Below are 14,431 nucleotides of genomic sequence, written 5' to 3' on the forward strand. Positions count from 1 at the left end.
GCCCGGCGTATGCGCATGGGGCGCGCACCGCGCGAATGCCCCACGCCCGCTCAAGCCCTTGGGCAAGAAACTGGCAAAAGCCTCGTAAATTTCCTAAACTGAGAATTCTGAGAACGCCCACAGCGATTAGAAAGGGGCGGCGCCTTGGCACGACGTAAACGAAGCGCCCCAGCAAACCTCGACGCAACCGCGGAGCTCATCAGCGCGCTGAACTCCGAGCTGCGGCTGCAGATTTTGCTCATGCTGTACAACGGCGATCACGTGGTCCACGAGCTGGTGGCCAACTTGAAGAAGTCTCAGCCGCTGATCTCGCAGCACCTCCGCGTGCTCAAGTCCGCCGGGCTGGTCACCTCCTCGCGCTCCGGCCGCGAGGTGATCTACAGCCTTGTGGTGCCGGAGGCCGGAGATGTCATCTTCGCGCTCTCCCGGGCCGCCACCCGGGTGACCAAGGAGGCAGAGGAAGCGAACGCCGAGCGCGACGATCTGGCCGAGAAGCGCAGCGAACGCGAGCACGGCGGGGACAGCGACGCGCCTACCTCCCCCGGCGTGGGCGCCGGCATGGGCGCGGCGATCGTGGCCCCACCAACGATGTCCCCCACCGTGGCTCCCACCGCGGACCCCGGGATCGTTCCGCAGACCCCGCGGCAGCCGGTGGAGTAGCCGCGCTACCGTAGATAAGTATGGCACAGCAGCACCAGAGGACGCCGAAGGAGCCCATCCCCAAACTCGGAGCGCGCATGACGCGCCAGCGCACGGCGGTGGTGGAGACGCTGCGCGACGTCGATAAGTTTGCCACCGCCAAAGAAATCCACGCCGAGCTGGATGCGCGTGGAGAGAAGGTCGGCCTGACCACCGTGTATCGCACGCTGCAGTCGCTCGCGGAGATCGACGCCGTCGACGTGCTCCAGAACGCCGACGGCGAGACGCTCTTCCGCCACTGCATCACCGAGCACCACCACCATCACCTCGTGTGCACGAAGTGCGGCTGCAGCGAGGAGATCGACGGCGGGCCCATCGAGGCCTGGGCGCGCGAAACCGCGAACTCGTTTGGCTACCAGCTCGTCGCCCACGACGCCGAGATCTACGGCATCTGCGCCGAGTGCAGGAAGCTTCTCGACGCCAACGCGTAGCCTTACTTCTCCGCGAACTTATCCACCGCGCCGCCGAAGCGCCGGTCGCGCTTGGCGTACTCGTAGACCGCCTCGAACAGGTCGTCCTTGGTAAAGTCCGGGAACAGCTTGTCCTGGTAGACCATCTCCGCGTAGGCCGACTGCCAGAGCAGGAAGTTCGAGGTGCGCTGCTCGCCGCTGGGGCGCAGGAACAAGTCCACGTCCGGCATGTCGGGCCGGTAGAGGTACTTGGAAAACGTCTGCTCGTTGATGTCCTGCGGGCGGATCTTGCCGTCACGAGCGTCAGTGGCGAGCTGGCGTGCGCCGTCGATAATCTCTGCCCTGCCGCCGTAATTGATGCACATCGCGAGCGTCAGTCCGGTGTTGTCCTGGGTCAGCTCCTCGGCCGCTTCCAGCTCGCGCAGCACCGAACGCCACAGGCGCGGGCGCCGACCGGCCCAGACGATGCGGACGTTCTTCTCGTTCAGCTCGTCGCGCTGGCGGTGCAGCACGTCGCGGGAAAAACCGAGGATGAAGCGGACCTCGGACGCCGCGCGGCGCCAGTTTTCCGTAGAAAACGCGTAGGCCGACAGCCACTCGACCGTGCCCATCTCGATGCAGGCATCGACGCAGTCCATGAGCACTGCCTCGCCGCGCTTGTGCCCCTCGGTGCGCTTCATGCCGCGCTGCTGCGCCCAACGGCCGTTGCCGTCCATCACGAGTGCGATGTGGCGGGGGATGAATTCCGGATCGATCTGGCGCAAAGTCATGCCCTTATTATGCCTGTTCCATCATTCGCAAACTCTTCAACCCGGACTCCAGGTGGTACTGCAGGTGCGCGGTCGCCGCGCGGTGCACCTGCGCCTCCACCGTCGACTCCGCTGTCGCCGAGTCTGGCGTGTACTCATAGCCCCGCGCGAGCAGCCACATCGCGTGCAGGGTTTCCTCCGCCACCGTCATCGACCCCGGCGGGCGGCAGTTCGTGCACACCGCCCCGCCCACGGCGGCGTTGAACGCCCGGTGCGGGCCAGGCTTCTCGCAGTTCGCGCAGTTGTACAGCGACAGCCCCCAGCCGGCGTGGTCGGTGGCGCGCAGGATGAACGCGTCGAGGACCTGCGTCGGCGCCTCCGTCGTCTGTAGCTGGCGGATGCCGTCCTTGACCAGGTCGAACAGCTCGGGGTCCGCCTCCTCGTACGCGAGTTTGTCCGCCGCCTCCAGGATCGCGCACGCCGCGGCGTAGCGCTCGAAGTCCTCGATGATGCGCGCGCCGTGGTAGGCCACGGTATCGGCGGCGGTGATTGTAGACAATCCCTTGCCCGGGTAGATCTGTACGTCCAAGTCGACGAAGGGCTGCAGGCGGGAGCCGAACCGGGAGCGCGCCTTGCGCACGCCCTTGGCCACGCCGCGGACCAGGCCGTGGGAGCGCGTGAGCAGGACGACGACGCGGTCGGCCTCGCCGAAGTCGTAGGTGCGGACGACGAACGCGCGGTCGCGCCAGGACGGGCGGCCCGGGCGCGAAGGCCTCGAAGACCGAGTAGGCCGAGTCGCCTTAGAAGCCAAGGCGGCCCAGCGCCTTCGGGTCCTGCTGCCAGTTCTTCAGCACCTTCAGGCGCAGGTCAAGGTACACGTTGTGGCCTACCAGGTCTATGATCTGCTGGCGCGAGCGGTGGGTGATCCCGGACAGGCGACGGCCGTTTGGCCCCTCCAGGATCCGGCGCTGCCCGGGGCGCTCGAGGTAGATCACGGCGTAGATCATGGTGCGGTTCGGGTTGTCCGGGTCCGGCACCATCTCATCGATCTGGACGGCTACGGAGTGCGGCAGTTCGTCGCGAAGCCCCTGCAGCGCCTCCTCACGGATCAGCTCGGCGATGCGCGCCTCGAGGTCCTCGTCGGTGACGTCGCCGACCGGGTAGAAGCGCGGGCCCTCCGGCAGCTGGCCAACCAGGATGTCCATCAGCACGTCCGTCTGCACGCCGTCCGTGGCGGAGACCGGCACCACCTCGCAGTCACCGCCGAGCAGCTCGTGCAGCGCGAGCAGGCGCCCGCCGACCATATCGCGCGATGCCTTGTCCAACTTGGTCACAATGCCAACGATCGGCGTGTTCGGCTTCATGCGGCGGATCTGGTCCAGGATGAAACGGTCGCCGGGGCCGATCTTCTCGTCCGCGGGCACGGTGAACCCGATGACGTCGACGTCTGCGAAGGTGTCCTTGACCACGTCGTTGAGCCGCTCGCCGAGCAGCGTCCGCGGGCGGTGCATGCCGGGCGTGTCCACGATGATGACCTGCGCGTCCTCCCGGTTCACGATGCCGCGGATCGGCCGGCGCGTCGTCTCCGGCTGGTCCGCCATGATGGCCACTTTCTCGCCCACGAGCGCGTTGGTCAGCGTGGACTTGCCGGTGTTGGGCCGGCCGACGAAGCTGACGAATCCGGAGCGGAAGCCCTCCGGCGTGTCGGTGAAGCCGGGCACGGTCGAGCGGGGCGCCGCGTCCGTGCCACCGGTGGTATCGGCGCGCGCGTCGTCTGGCAGGTCGGCCTCGTCGGGGAAGAAAGTGCTCATGGCGCGTAATCCTACCCGGTGCGAAGCCCCCGGTACCTGTTCACCGCGGCCAGGATCTCAAACCGCCGCGGCGCCGTGAGGTGCCCCGGGTGCGCGCGCCCCGGCACGAGTGCCGCGAGCCCGCCGGACTCGAGCTCGCCGAGCAGCTTCTCGACGCCCACCGCCACCGGTGCCCCGCCGCGGCCGCACCACTCGTCCAGCCGCTCCAGCGCGGCGGCGATCGCCGCCGTTTGCGGTGCCCCGGCCAGCTGCGGCAGGAAGGACATGTCGATGTCGCTCTTGCCCACGCTGATGGTGTCCTGCCCCCGCGCCTTCGGCCCGCGGCGCCGCCCGCCGCTTGAGCCGCTTGAGCCGCCGGAGACAAAGGTCGGGCCCGACAGCGTGCGGGCATCCGGCGCGAACATCTCCGGTGTGACCGGCAGCTGCGCGGGCGCGTGCCCGCGCCCGACCTCGTGGGCCCGTTCTGTCACGTCGCTCGGCACGTAGGCGTCCAGGGCGATCACGGTGTCCGCGAGCCCCAAGTACGCGCCGGAGCCGCCGGCGACCAGCACCGTCGACACGCCGAGTGCCTCGTAGAGCCCGCGGACGCGCGCGCTGAACGGCGTGATCGGTTCGCGGTCGGCGGCGATGAGCTCCGCCATCACGGTGTCTCTGATCATGAAGTTGGTGGCGGAGGTGTCTTCGTCGATAAGCAACGTGCTCGCACTCGCCTGGAGAGCCTCGATAACGTTGGCTGCTTGGGACGTGGAGCCGGAGGCGTTGGCGGTGGAAAAGTGCGCGGTGTCGGCGCCGTTGGGCAGGTTGGCAATGAACGTGGAGATGTCCTGCGACGTCACCGGGCGGCCGTCCTCCGCACGCACCGTCACGGCGTCGGCGCGGGTGATGGCAAACTCGCGGCCGTCGCCGAGCGTGTGCGGGTACACGCCGCGCTCAAGTGCGCGCAGCAGCGTGGACTTGCCGTGGTAGCCGCCGCCGACGATGACGGTGAGCCCCTCCGGGACGCCCATCCCGGTGACGGTGCGGCCGCTAGGCAGGTCGAACGTGACACGCAGCGGCTCCGGACTGCGGAACGGGACGCCGCCGTCGAGCGGCAGGTCGCTCGCGCCCGACTTCCGGGGAAGGTTCGCGCCGTCGGCGACGAACGCGACGAGCCCGCGGCCCGGCAGTTCGGCGCGGAGCGCCTCCTGGTCCCGGAGCAGCCACACCGCGTCTTCCAGGGCTTGGCGCGACACCGCCGCCGCCCGCTGCACGAGCTGGGGGACGTCCTGCGTGAGCAGCTGCGCCGCCTGTTTGCCCAGCACCCGCCGCCCGCGCGCGGGCAGCCCGACGAGCAGGCGGAATTCTACGTCGCGCTCCCCCACCAGCACGTTGGTGCGCTCGAGGACCTCCTGGCCGAGCGCCCCGATGCTGATGGTGTTGGATTTGCCGCTTCCCCCTCCGCGGCCGGGCGCGCCGCCGGAGCGCAGGAGTGCCGCAGCCTCGCGCGCCAGCACGTCGGCGACGGCGATGCGGTCGCCGCGCGTCGCGGTGAACTCGCCACCCAAATCGAGCGCATCGCGCGGCACGATGACGCGGATTTTCGACGGCGACGCGAACGGGTCCGACTGCACCTTGTCCACCACCAGGCGGAACTCGCCGCCCTCGTACTCGCCCGCGAGCTTCTTGTACGCGCCGTAGCCGGCGCCGTCGATGTCGCGGCACATCCGATCCAGCTGGTCGATGGTGCCGCGCCGCTGTGCGGGGCGCGAGCTCCGCGCGTCGGTTCGGTGGTTCCGGTGTCTGCGTTGCTGTGCCATGCCCGCCACCGTAGTCGGGGACGCGCCACCCCCGATCGGCGGCCGGTGTCCGCGTACCCCTACTCGGTATGCGTTACACTGGCCGTGCTTTTGTGCTTGAACCCACTGCTGAAAAAGAAAGTGAAGCAGATGCCTTTCTATGAATTTCGTTGCCCAACCGGCCACACCACCGAGCGGCTTCTTCCCATGTCCTCCCAGTCGCGCACGACGGACTGCAAGGACTGCGGCGAGGAGGCGACGAGGGTGATTAGTGCACCGGCTGTGGGAAGCGTCGATAAGCGAAAGGCCCAGCTGGTGGAGGCAACGCAGAAGAGCGCATACGAACCCGCGGTCGTGAACTCGGTCCCGCGTGCCGGCAACCGGCGCGCCACCCCGGTCTCGCACAACCCGCAACACGCCAAACTTCCGAAGCCTTAGGAGGCAGCATGCCGAAGAATCTTTTCCCACTCGATTCCGCCAAGCCGTTCCCGGATCAGGAGACCGTCGGCCACAACCGCTGGCACCCCGACATCCCGGCGATCCAGACGGTGCAGCCCGGTGACACCTTCCGCGTTGACTGCCGCGAGTGGTTCGACGGCGACATCCACAACGACGACAGCGCCGACGACATCCGCGACGCGCCGCTGAACAAGGTCCACGCGCTGTCCGGCCCGTTCCGCATCGAAGGCGCGAAGCCGGGCGACCTGCTGGTTGTGGACATCCTGGACGTGGGGCCGATCCCGCAGGAGGAGGGCCCGCTCGCCGGCCAGGGCTGGGGCTACACTGGCATCTTTGCCAAGAAGAACGGCGGCAGCTTCCTCACCGACCAGTTCCCCGACGCGTACAAGGCCGTGTGGGACTTCACCGGCCAGACCGCGACCTCGCGCCACATCCCGGGCGTGAGCTTCACCGGCATCATCCACCCGGGCCTCATGGGCACCGCCCCGTCCCACGAGCTGCTGGGCAAGTGGAACCAGCGCGAGGCCGCGCTCATCGCCACCGACCCGGAGCGCGTCCCTCCGCTCGCGCTGCCGCCGGAGCCGGACCACGCCATCCTCGGCTCGCTCACCGGCGCTGACTTCGACCGCGTCGCCGGCGAGGGCGCCCGCACCGCCCCGCCGCGCGAAAACGGCGGCAACCAGGACATCAAGAACCTGTCCAAGGGCACGCGTGTGTTCTACCCCGTCTACGTCGACGGCGCGAACTTCTCCGTCGGCGACCTGCACTTCTCCCAGGGCGACGGCGAGATCACGTTCTGCGGCGGCATCGAGATGGGCGGCTTCATCGACTTCCACGTCGACGTGATCAAGGACGGCATGGCCAAGTACGGCGTGACCGAAAACGCCATCTTCATGCCGGGCAACGTCGAGCCGCAGTACAGCCAGTGGCTCGCGTTCTCCGGCACCTCCGTCACGCTCGAGGGCGAGCAGCGCTACCTGGATTCCCAGCTGGCGTACCAGCGCGCGTGCCTCCACGCCATTGATTACCTCACCACGTTCGGCTGGTCCCCGGAGCAGGCCTACCTGCTGCTGGGCGCGGCGCCGATCGAGGGCCGCTTCTCCGGTGTGGTGGACATTCCGAACGCGTGCGCCACGGTGTACCTGCCGACGGAAATCTTTGACATTGACATCCGCCCCGGCGCCGGTGAGCCGCCGCGCATCGACCCGGGCATCGGCGCGCCGCGCTCGTCCTTCGCCTAGGCGGTACGTGCGGGGTCGACGATGCACTCCTGCAGCTCAACGAGCGGCAGCTCGTCGAGCCCGCGCTCGCGCACCGCGCGCACCATCGCGCCCATCGTCCCGGCGAGGTGGTCGAGGCGCTGCTGCGGCGCGACGTCGATGAGCGCGGCGTACAGCGCCGTCGCTAGGTCACCCGCACCAACAATGTTGCCGCCGAGCCGCGGGGCGTCCGTGCGCAGGACGCTTGTCGACGCCACGTCGACCATCCCAATCGTCTCCGGGTTGCCCGTCTCCACCGAGGTGATGAGCGCGTTGCTGCACAGCGACCGCGCGGCGTCCGCCAGCGCCTCGGTGTACTCCGCGTACTCCGCGTCCGCGGCGTACGCAGCGTCGCCCGGGTCGAGGCGCCGGCCGGTCAGCAGCGAGAGCTCCCACTGGTTGGGCGTGATGGCGTCGGCAAGCGGGATGAGCGTCTCCGTATACACATCGGGGATGTCCGCGCTGACAAACGAGCCGACCTCCGAGTTACCAATCACCGGGTCGCACACGTAGCGCGCCTGCGGGTTGGCCTCCTTGATTGCCACGACGGCGTCGCGCACCACCTCCGCCATCTCGGCAGTGCCGAGGTACCCGCTGACAAACAGGTCTACCTGCGGGAAAGCGAACTCCATGCCGCGCAGGATCTCGCGCACGTTGTCAGCGCCCAGCACGGGCCCGCGCCAGGTCGGGTACTCCGTGTGGTTTGAAAAGTTGACGGTGTGCACCGGCCACACCTCGTGGCCGAGGCGCTGCATGGGGAACACGGCGGCCGAGTTGCCGACGTGCCCGTACGCCACCGCCGACTGCAGCGAAACGATGTTCACTACAGCGCTTCCACGTTGAACTGCAGCTGCGGGTTGGCGTAGTAGTCCTGCGCCTCCACAAGCTTGAGCTCCTGCGAGTCCGCCTCGTGGGTGAGGCGCAACATGTCGTACACGGAGCTTGCGGTGCGCGCCAGCGCGTCCGCCGCGTCGCCGCCGCGCAGGTAGTGGCCGGTGAACAGGGCGGCGGTCACGTCGCCGGAGCCGTTGCGCTTAAACGGCAGGCGCGGGGTGCGCACGATCCACTTGCCCTTGTCGTCCACGGCGATCATCTCCATGACGTCCTCCGGCGCGTCGGGGCGTTCGACGGAGGTGACCAGCACGGTCGACGGGCCCATCTCGCGGGCGGCGTCCACGGCTGCCAGCGTCGAGTCCAGGTCGGTGACGTCGCGCTCGGTGAGGTAGCCCAGCTCGAACTGGTTCGGGGTGATCAGGTCGGCGGCCGGCACGACCTTGTCGCGCAGCAGCGGCGGGATGTTGTCGGAGACGTGGCAGCCCGACTTCGCGTTGCCCATCACCGGGTCGCACGCGTAGATGGCGTTCGGGTTCTTGGCCTTGACCTGCGCGACGGCGTCGACGATCACGTCGGCGATGTCGTCGCCGCCCTGGTAGCCGGAAAGCACCGCGTCGACACGCTCGAGGGCGCCGCGCTCATCCATGCCCTTGATGATGTCCGCGACATCCGAGGCCGGGATCATCGGGCCGGTCCAGTGACCGTAACCGGTGTGGTTGGAAAAGTTGACGGTGTACACCGGCCACACCTCGTGGCCGATGCGTTGCAGGGGAAAGACGGCGGCCGAGTTGCCCACGTGCCCATACGCAACTGCCGATTGGATGGAGAGAATGTTACTCATACCACCTATTGTGCCCCCGCCGCTTTGCGACGGGGGCGTTAGGGGCCACAAACGCAGCCCCGAGAATTTCCTAATATTCTCTACAGCTCCGGAGAGACGAGGATCTTCACCGCGGTCTCGTTGCGGTTGATCAGGGTGTCAAAGCCCTCGTCGACCACGCCGTCGAAACCGATCTTGCCGGTGATGAACGGCTTGAGGTCGATCTTGCCGGACTCGACGAGCTTGATGGTCTGCTCGTGGTCGTGTGCGTAGCCGATGATGCCGCGCAGCGTCAGCTCCTTCATGACGACGCTGTGGATGTCCAGCGATGCCTTCTTGGACCAGATGGACTCCACGACCAGGGTGCCCTTGAGCTTCAGGCAGTCCACCAGCTGGTCCAGCACCACGTTCACGGAGGTGGCCTCGAAAGCGATGTCCGCGCCCTTGCCGTCTGTGATCTTCATGATCTCTTCCTTGAGGTCCTGGCTGCTCGGGTCGATGGCGTAGTCGACCACGCCGGCGTCGAGCGCCTTCTGGCGACGCAGCTCGGAGAGCTCGGAGATGACCACGGTGCAGCCGTATGCCTTCGCCACCGCGGCGGTGAGCACGCCGATCGGGCCGGCACCGCCGATCAGGGCCACGTCGCCTTCCTTCGCGTCTGCGGCGGAGAAGCCGTGGTGGGCAACGGAAAGGGGCTCGATCAGGGCAGCCTCATCCAGCGGGATGTCGTTGGAAATCGTGTGGACCCAGCGGCGCTGGACCGCAATCTTCTCGGAGAGGCCGCCGCCACCGCCAGCCAGGCCAATGAAGTTGACGTCCGGGTGCAGGTTGTACGGACCCGGCTTCTTCGGGTCGACGTCATCCGGCAGGACGTACGGCTCGACGACAACGTGCTGGCCGACCTCCAGGTCGTCCACGCCCTCGCCCAGCGCCGAAACCACGCCGGAGAACTCGTGGCCCAGGGTGACCGGCGGCTCTTCGCCCGTGATCGGGTGCGGGTGGCCCGGCTTCGGGCAGAAGATTGGCCCCTCCAGGTACTCGTGCAGGTCGGTGCCGCAGATGCCGCACCAGGCGATGTCGATGAGCACCTCGCCCTTGCCCGCCTCCGGCGCGTCAATCTCTTCGACGCGGATGTCTTTCTGACCGTAGTAGCGCACTGCACGCATTGGAAAAGCCCCTTTCAAGAGGAAAAACTGACAGGTACTATCTTACTCAGATTCTTGTTGCGAGATGGTAGAGATTGCGTTCTAGTGAGGAAAGTAACCGACATCCTCTGCGGAGCACTTCAACAGCTGCTCTCGATATTCACGCGGCATCAGCGCAGCCTGCAAATCTTCTTCGCGGTAGCACGGTGACGCCAAACCATACTTTCGAGTACCGGCAGCTCTCATTTCAGTCCAGGTGCCGTCCTTGTGCTCGAGGTTTATTATCCAGTCAGTGTTCTTTTGACCAACCCTGGCAAAATTCCCGTCGCACCAAGTTACCGAAGGGCGATCCATACCCGGCAGCGTCTCGGTCAGAGCCGCTGTAGAGCACTCTCCAGTTTTCACCAACTTCACGTTGGTGACCGCGCCCTTGCTCGACACGCGCAGGAGCCCCAAAGGCATCCCTGCATCCGTCTGCCACCAGGATTTCTCCGGATCTACTGTAATTTCAACCTTCTTGCCCACCAGCGACGGCCAATCTCCTTCTCCGTGGATAGGGCCATATGACGCATTCCCGAAGTCCTCAAAGCTTCCCAACGAAACTTCTGTCTGATTCTCCCGAGTCAGAGTGTCCTGAAGCTTTTTCCCGGTAAGAGCCGTCGGTTTGTCTAGCTCCAAGACATAGAAGCGACTCTTCGAAGATTCTCCATTTGGGCCCTCTACCTTGCCAGTAAGCTGTTTGACTGTCTTAGCGCGGACAACGCCTGTAAGTGTGCGACCATCTCTACTATCTTCATTTTCCGGTTCGGGTGCTTTAGTTGTATCCGTCGGTTGCGAAGGCTCCGTCTCATTTCCCACGAGACCCGATTCGCCACTTTCCTCCCAAATCGTAAACTCTTCGATAGGGAATTTTTTCGATTGTCTTCCGTGCTCGGTCAGAGGCTGTACAAAGGCTTCCAGGTCCGGTTTGAAAATCCACTTGGTGGATCCGCTCAGCACATGCGACATGAGGTCGTACGCCAAATCGCTTTGAAGCTTTAGCCAGGCAGCACCCCCTACGCCAATGAGGCGGTACATTGTTGCTTCTAATGTGAGTTCTGGACCACCTGCTATCGAGGATTTAGCGGTCATTTCAGGAAGTTCGCCATTCACTTCGGGCTTCTGGGTGAGATCTAAAATCGGTTCGATCTTGCCATCACCACCATTTTCACCTTCCGCGTATTGCACACCGATTCGCTGGGTGTGCGAAAGGCTTGGTTGGAAAGAAAATTCTCCTTCAACAGAAGCGTTCGCTCGAAAACCAATGTCGGATTTCCAATTCAGAACAACCGGTACGCCACCCGGGAAAAACCAAAATTGGCCTTTTGCCTTTCCGAACACCACTTTCTTGTCGAAATCAAACTCTCGTGATGCCTTCAAGGTGAAGTCCGTGCTCACAGAATCTGTAATGGCGAGAGAATAGTCAGCTGGTTTCAAAAGTGGTTTGTCAAAGGTCCACTCCGCCTCCAGACCTATCGAACCATTCACCGAGAAGTCATCGATGTGCTCTTGGACATTCTCGGCAACCTCTGGCTTGAGGTCCTTCTTGTATTCGAAGGTCTTAATCTCTTTCGTTCCACTGTCGTGAGGAATGTAGCCATCGTTCGAACCGACAACTCTAAGATCGGTGTTCGGCGCGGGTTCAACTTCAAACTTTCCAGGAGTTCCAGTCAATGAGAACTCTCCGTCAGTCTCCAGAATTATGTCACTTAGATCAGCTTGAGCGGTAGCGAAGGTCGTGTCTTCTCCAGCGGATTCCACATCCGAAATCTTGACGAGCTGACCGACAGGAAAAGCCTCACTCGGAGGAAGAGAAAGGACCGTTCCTTCGACTAATCCGAGGTCCGTAATCGTGCTTGTAGGCAAAGAGATCATTTCGCCTACCTGGTCTTCGCCTCTAGGGAAAAGCAGCTTGGTCTCTTCAGAGTTTGCGCCCCGCGCCAATGGATTGACTCTCGCCTGGTCTCCGTCATCGTCGTAGATGGTGTCACCGCCAAACTTTGGCGTGGTGCGACGCTGGCTACCATTTCCACAAGCAGTCGAACCACCATCACCATTGCTCGACCCTGAGCAGCCTCCAGCCCGAGCAATCAAAACACCAATCCCGACCATGCTTCCAACCGCAAGTGCCGACCCAACGGCTACGTTTACCAGCGGGATACGGTTCCCCATGAGGACGAGTTCGTTGCCCTCAATGCGGACGGGTTGCGAAAAGTCTACGACAGGCGCTGCATAGCTTTCTACGACCGGAAATTCCTGCTCCTGCGCCCCGGCAGAGACAGGATTCGTCATGCCAATCAGTAAGGTGATCGTCGCTCCTACCGCGATCCCCGATCGGTGATTGAAGCCCATAATCCAAGTCTTTCAGATACAACTACAAGAACTTCTTTATCATAAATTGATGTTCCTAAAGTTTCTCTCCAAATGGCAAAGGACTTCCTCAACAAATGTTGGTGAACAAGCTGGTCCTCCCACTAGTTGCGCTGTTAAGCGGTTTCACGAATGTCACTCATTCGACGCTTGAGGCCGAGCGATTCCCGTCACTAGAAGTAGCAAACACTCGAACCGGAAACACCTGCACCACGGGCTTCGTAAATTTTGCGATTGGACGGGCCTACACAGCGGGCCACTGCGGAACCAATGGCGATGTTATGGAACTTATCGGCTATCGAGGAAAATTCACGTCTCACGGGCAAGATGGTACTCACGATTGGGGTTACGCCTCGATTCCCGCGCTTTCATGGCTTGCTTCTGCAGGCCCCTCATGGAGCCAAGAGCCACCGAAAGTTGGAGACCGGGTGTGTTACCAATCGAGGGCCCTAGGCGAGCGTTGCGGGATAGTTTTGGAATCCACTGACTCCGCCTTTTTCACGACTACCGAAGGGATCGGGATGCCCGGGGATTCTGGAGCTGCCGCGTATCGTGATGCCCAGGTCGCCGGACTTTATACGGGAATTTCTATCGGCGACGGCGGAGACGTACGTGCAAGCTTCGTGAGATTACCCGCTGATGAACGTACCGACTCGAAGAGCCGCCCACACAAGCTATCCTCTTCGCTGCTTTCTTCGAGCTAGCCTCTGCAGTGGAAACACCTGATGCAATGGACCTAGTCATTGGTCACAGGCAGCGGCTCTTCGGGGGTTCGGGGACGTCGATAAGCACTGTCCTCGTCTTGATGCGGCCGCGGCGGTCGAAGCCGCCCTCGGCGGTGTAGCGCACGCCGTCGATCACCGTCGACGACCCCGGGAGCGGGACGCGGCCAAGCTGGTAGGACAGTAGGCCGGCGAGGGTGTCCACGGAGTCGGTGAGCTCGTCGTCGAACTCGACTTCGTAATCGAAGTGGTCCTCGAGGTAGTCCACCAAGTCATCGAGCGGCAGGCGGGACTGGGCGCGGAACTGGCGCTCGCCGATCTGCTCGATCGGGGCGTCCTCGTCCTCGTCGAACTCGTCGGTGATCTCGCCGACGATCTCCTCCAGCAGGTCCTCCATGGTGAGGAGGCCGGCCACGTTGCCGAACTCGTCAATGACGATAGCGATGTGCGTGTTTTGCTGCTGCATCTGCTTGAGCAGCTCATCCAGCGGCTTCGACTCCGGCACGAACAGCGGATCGCGCATCAGCCCGGTCAGCTGCGTCGACGCGTCGACCGGGGCACCGTTGTCGCCGAACATGTCCTTGAGGTAGGCCACGCCGACGATCTCGTCGACGCTCTCGCCGATGAGCGGAACGCGCGAGTGACCCGAGCGAACCATCAGGCTCGTGGCCTGGCGCGCCGTCTTTTCGCTCTCGATCCAGATCATTTCCGGGCGCGGCACCATCACCTGGCGGGCGTGGGTGGACGCGAGGTCGAAGATGTTTTGGATCATGCGGCCCTCGGTGGTCTCCACCACGCCCTTCTCCTGCGCAATGTCAACGGCCTCGCGCAGCTCCACTTCGGTGGCGTACGGGCCGTCGCGGAAGTCCGCGCCCGGGTGGAACAGGTTGCCCAGCTTGATCAGGAAACGGGACACCGGGCCCAGCACCGCGTGGAACACCACGAGCCACTGGGCCGCCTTCAGCGAGATGGTGTACGGGTTGCGCTTGCCAGCCGTGCGGGCGAAGACGCCGATGATGCTGAACTGCAGCAGCGCTACCGCCACGATCGCCGCGGTGATCGCCCAGCCTTCCGCGTCAATGAGGTCCATGGCTGTGATCGCCGCGAACACCGCCGCCGTGATGTCCAGCGTGGTAGACAGCAGCACGAGCATGTTGACGTGGTTCGCGCGCGCGTTGACCACGCGCAGCAGCGCCGGCGCGCCGGCGACCTCGTCCTTCACCATGTTTTCCACACGCGCCCGGGAGACCGGGGTCAGGGCGGATTCGACGGAGCCAAGAAGGCCGGACAACAGCATCGCCGCGAGCGCGATGATGCCGTAGAAAATGGTGTTGTGCAT

13 protein-coding genes are annotated in these 14,431 nt (G+C 64.4%); 4 read left to right on the forward strand and 9 right to left on the reverse strand.

The annotated features are described in order from the left end of the window. Window positions 1-144: 144 nt before the first annotated feature. Together EAW56_RS03730 and EAW56_RS03735 are read left to right on the forward strand one after the other, a co-directional pair. On the forward strand, window positions 145-660 hold the full coding sequence (locus EAW56_RS03730; protein ID WP_244213343.1) for an ArsR/SmtB family transcription factor: 516 nt from the start codon (window positions 145-147) through the stop codon (window positions 658-660). A gap of 20 nt (window positions 661-680) precedes the next feature. After that, entirely contained in the window at window positions 681-1,130 is a 450-nt protein-coding gene (locus EAW56_RS03735) for a Fur family transcriptional regulator (protein WP_095275502.1), read from the forward strand. A gap of 2 nt (window positions 1,131-1,132) precedes the next feature. Here the strand turns inward: EAW56_RS03735 and EAW56_RS03740 are convergent, their stop codons facing one another. From EAW56_RS03740 to EAW56_RS03755, 4 genes are read right to left on the reverse strand one after another with little or no spacing between them, the layout of a single operon-like run. Continuing rightward, window positions 1,133-1,879: an isoprenyl transferase gene (locus EAW56_RS03740; protein WP_095547371.1), complete on the reverse strand. Its 747-nt coding sequence runs from the start codon at window positions 1,877-1,879 to the stop codon at window positions 1,133-1,135. 7 nt (window positions 1,880-1,886) lie between these two features. Then, window positions 1,887-2,669 (reverse strand): DNA repair protein RecO, encoded by a 783-nt coding sequence (recO, locus tag EAW56_RS03745; protein ID WP_122085160.1) that lies wholly within the window; start codon window positions 2,667-2,669, stop codon window positions 1,887-1,889. Continuing rightward, window positions 2,659-3,669, reverse strand: a complete 1,011-nt coding sequence (era, locus tag EAW56_RS03750) for a GTPase Era (protein WP_122085162.1) — start codon at window positions 3,667-3,669, stop codon at window positions 2,659-2,661. Before era ends, recO begins: the two co-directional genes overlap by 11 nt. Before the next feature lie 11 nt (window positions 3,670-3,680). After that, the gene (locus EAW56_RS03755; RefSeq protein ID WP_279629692.1) at window positions 3,681-5,465 is read right to left on the reverse strand and encodes an ABC-ATPase domain-containing protein; all 1,785 of its coding nucleotides are present in this window, start codon (window positions 5,463-5,465) and stop codon (window positions 3,681-3,683) included. A gap of 129 nt (window positions 5,466-5,594) precedes the next feature. Between EAW56_RS03755 and EAW56_RS03760 the strand changes: the two genes are divergently transcribed. Further along, a complete protein-coding gene (locus EAW56_RS03760) occupies window positions 5,595-5,882 on the forward strand; it encodes an FmdB family zinc ribbon protein (protein WP_122085164.1) in 288 nt (95 codons plus the stop codon). Between the two features lie 8 nt (window positions 5,883-5,890). After that, window positions 5,891-7,144, forward strand: coding sequence for a formamidase (gene fmdA, locus EAW56_RS03765; RefSeq protein ID WP_095275496.1), 1,254 nt, complete (start codon window positions 5,891-5,893; stop codon window positions 7,142-7,144). On the opposite strand, the gene pdxY (EAW56_RS03770) is transcribed toward fmdA, so the two are convergent. From pdxY (EAW56_RS03770) to EAW56_RS03790, 5 genes are all read right to left on the reverse strand, one after another. After that, entirely contained in the window at window positions 7,141-7,986 is an 846-nt protein-coding gene (pdxY, locus tag EAW56_RS03770; protein ID WP_122085166.1) for a pyridoxal kinase, read from the reverse strand. The two genes, fmdA and pdxY (EAW56_RS03770), sit on opposite strands and share 4 nt — an antisense overlap. Beyond that, a complete protein-coding gene (gene pdxY, locus EAW56_RS03775) occupies window positions 7,986-8,837 on the reverse strand; it encodes a pyridoxal kinase PdxY (protein ID WP_095546535.1) in 852 nt (283 codons plus the stop codon). Before pdxY (EAW56_RS03775) ends, pdxY (EAW56_RS03770) begins: the two co-directional genes overlap by 1 nt. Before the next feature lie 80 nt (window positions 8,838-8,917). Then, entirely contained in the window at window positions 8,918-9,982 is a 1,065-nt protein-coding gene (locus EAW56_RS03780) for a 2,3-butanediol dehydrogenase (RefSeq protein WP_095555086.1), read from the reverse strand. Window positions 9,983-10,063: 81 nt separating this feature from the next. Then, window positions 10,064-12,352: a hypothetical protein gene (locus tag EAW56_RS03785; RefSeq protein ID WP_122085168.1), complete on the reverse strand. Its 2,289-nt coding sequence runs from the start codon at window positions 12,350-12,352 to the stop codon at window positions 10,064-10,066. A gap of 765 nt (window positions 12,353-13,117) precedes the next feature. Next, the gene (locus EAW56_RS03790; protein WP_122085170.1) at window positions 13,118-14,431 is read right to left on the reverse strand and encodes a hemolysin family protein; all 1,314 of its coding nucleotides are present in this window, start codon (window positions 14,429-14,431) and stop codon (window positions 13,118-13,120) included.

It is taken from the genome of Corynebacterium gottingense (assembly GCF_003693265.1).
GTDB lineage: Bacteria > Actinomycetota > Actinomycetes > Mycobacteriales > Mycobacteriaceae > Corynebacterium > Corynebacterium gottingense.

Bases quoted from the DNA above. Each gene is read 5' to 3' on its own strand.
- EAW56_RS03790 (WP_122085170.1), bottom strand. From the start codon at position 14,431: ATGCACAACACCATTTTCTACGGCATCATCGCGCTCGCGGCGATGCTG.
- EAW56_RS03755 (WP_279629692.1), bottom strand. From the start codon at position 5,465: ATGGCACAGCAACGCAGACACCGGAACCACCGAACCGACGCGCGGAGC.
- EAW56_RS03780 (WP_095555086.1), bottom strand. From the start codon at position 9,982: ATGCGTGCAGTGCGCTACTACGGTCAGAAAGACATCCGCGTCGAAGAG.
- era (WP_122085162.1), bottom strand. From the start codon at position 3,669: ATGAGCACTTTCTTCCCCGACGAGGCCGACCTGCCAGACGACGCGCGC.
- pdxY (WP_095546535.1), bottom strand. From the start codon at position 8,837: ATGAGTAACATTCTCTCCATCCAATCGGCAGTTGCGTATGGGCACGTG.
- EAW56_RS03735 (WP_095275502.1), top strand. From the start codon at position 681: ATGGCACAGCAGCACCAGAGGACGCCGAAGGAGCCCATCCCCAAACTC.
- EAW56_RS03760 (WP_122085164.1), top strand. From the start codon at position 5,595: ATGCCTTTCTATGAATTTCGTTGCCCAACCGGCCACACCACCGAGCGG.
- fmdA (WP_095275496.1), top strand. From the start codon at position 5,891: ATGCCGAAGAATCTTTTCCCACTCGATTCCGCCAAGCCGTTCCCGGAT.
- EAW56_RS03785 (WP_122085168.1), bottom strand. From the start codon at position 12,352: ATGGGCTTCAATCACCGATCGGGGATCGCGGTAGGAGCGACGATCACC.
- EAW56_RS03740 (WP_095547371.1), bottom strand. From the start codon at position 1,879: ATGACTTTGCGCCAGATCGATCCGGAATTCATCCCCCGCCACATCGCA.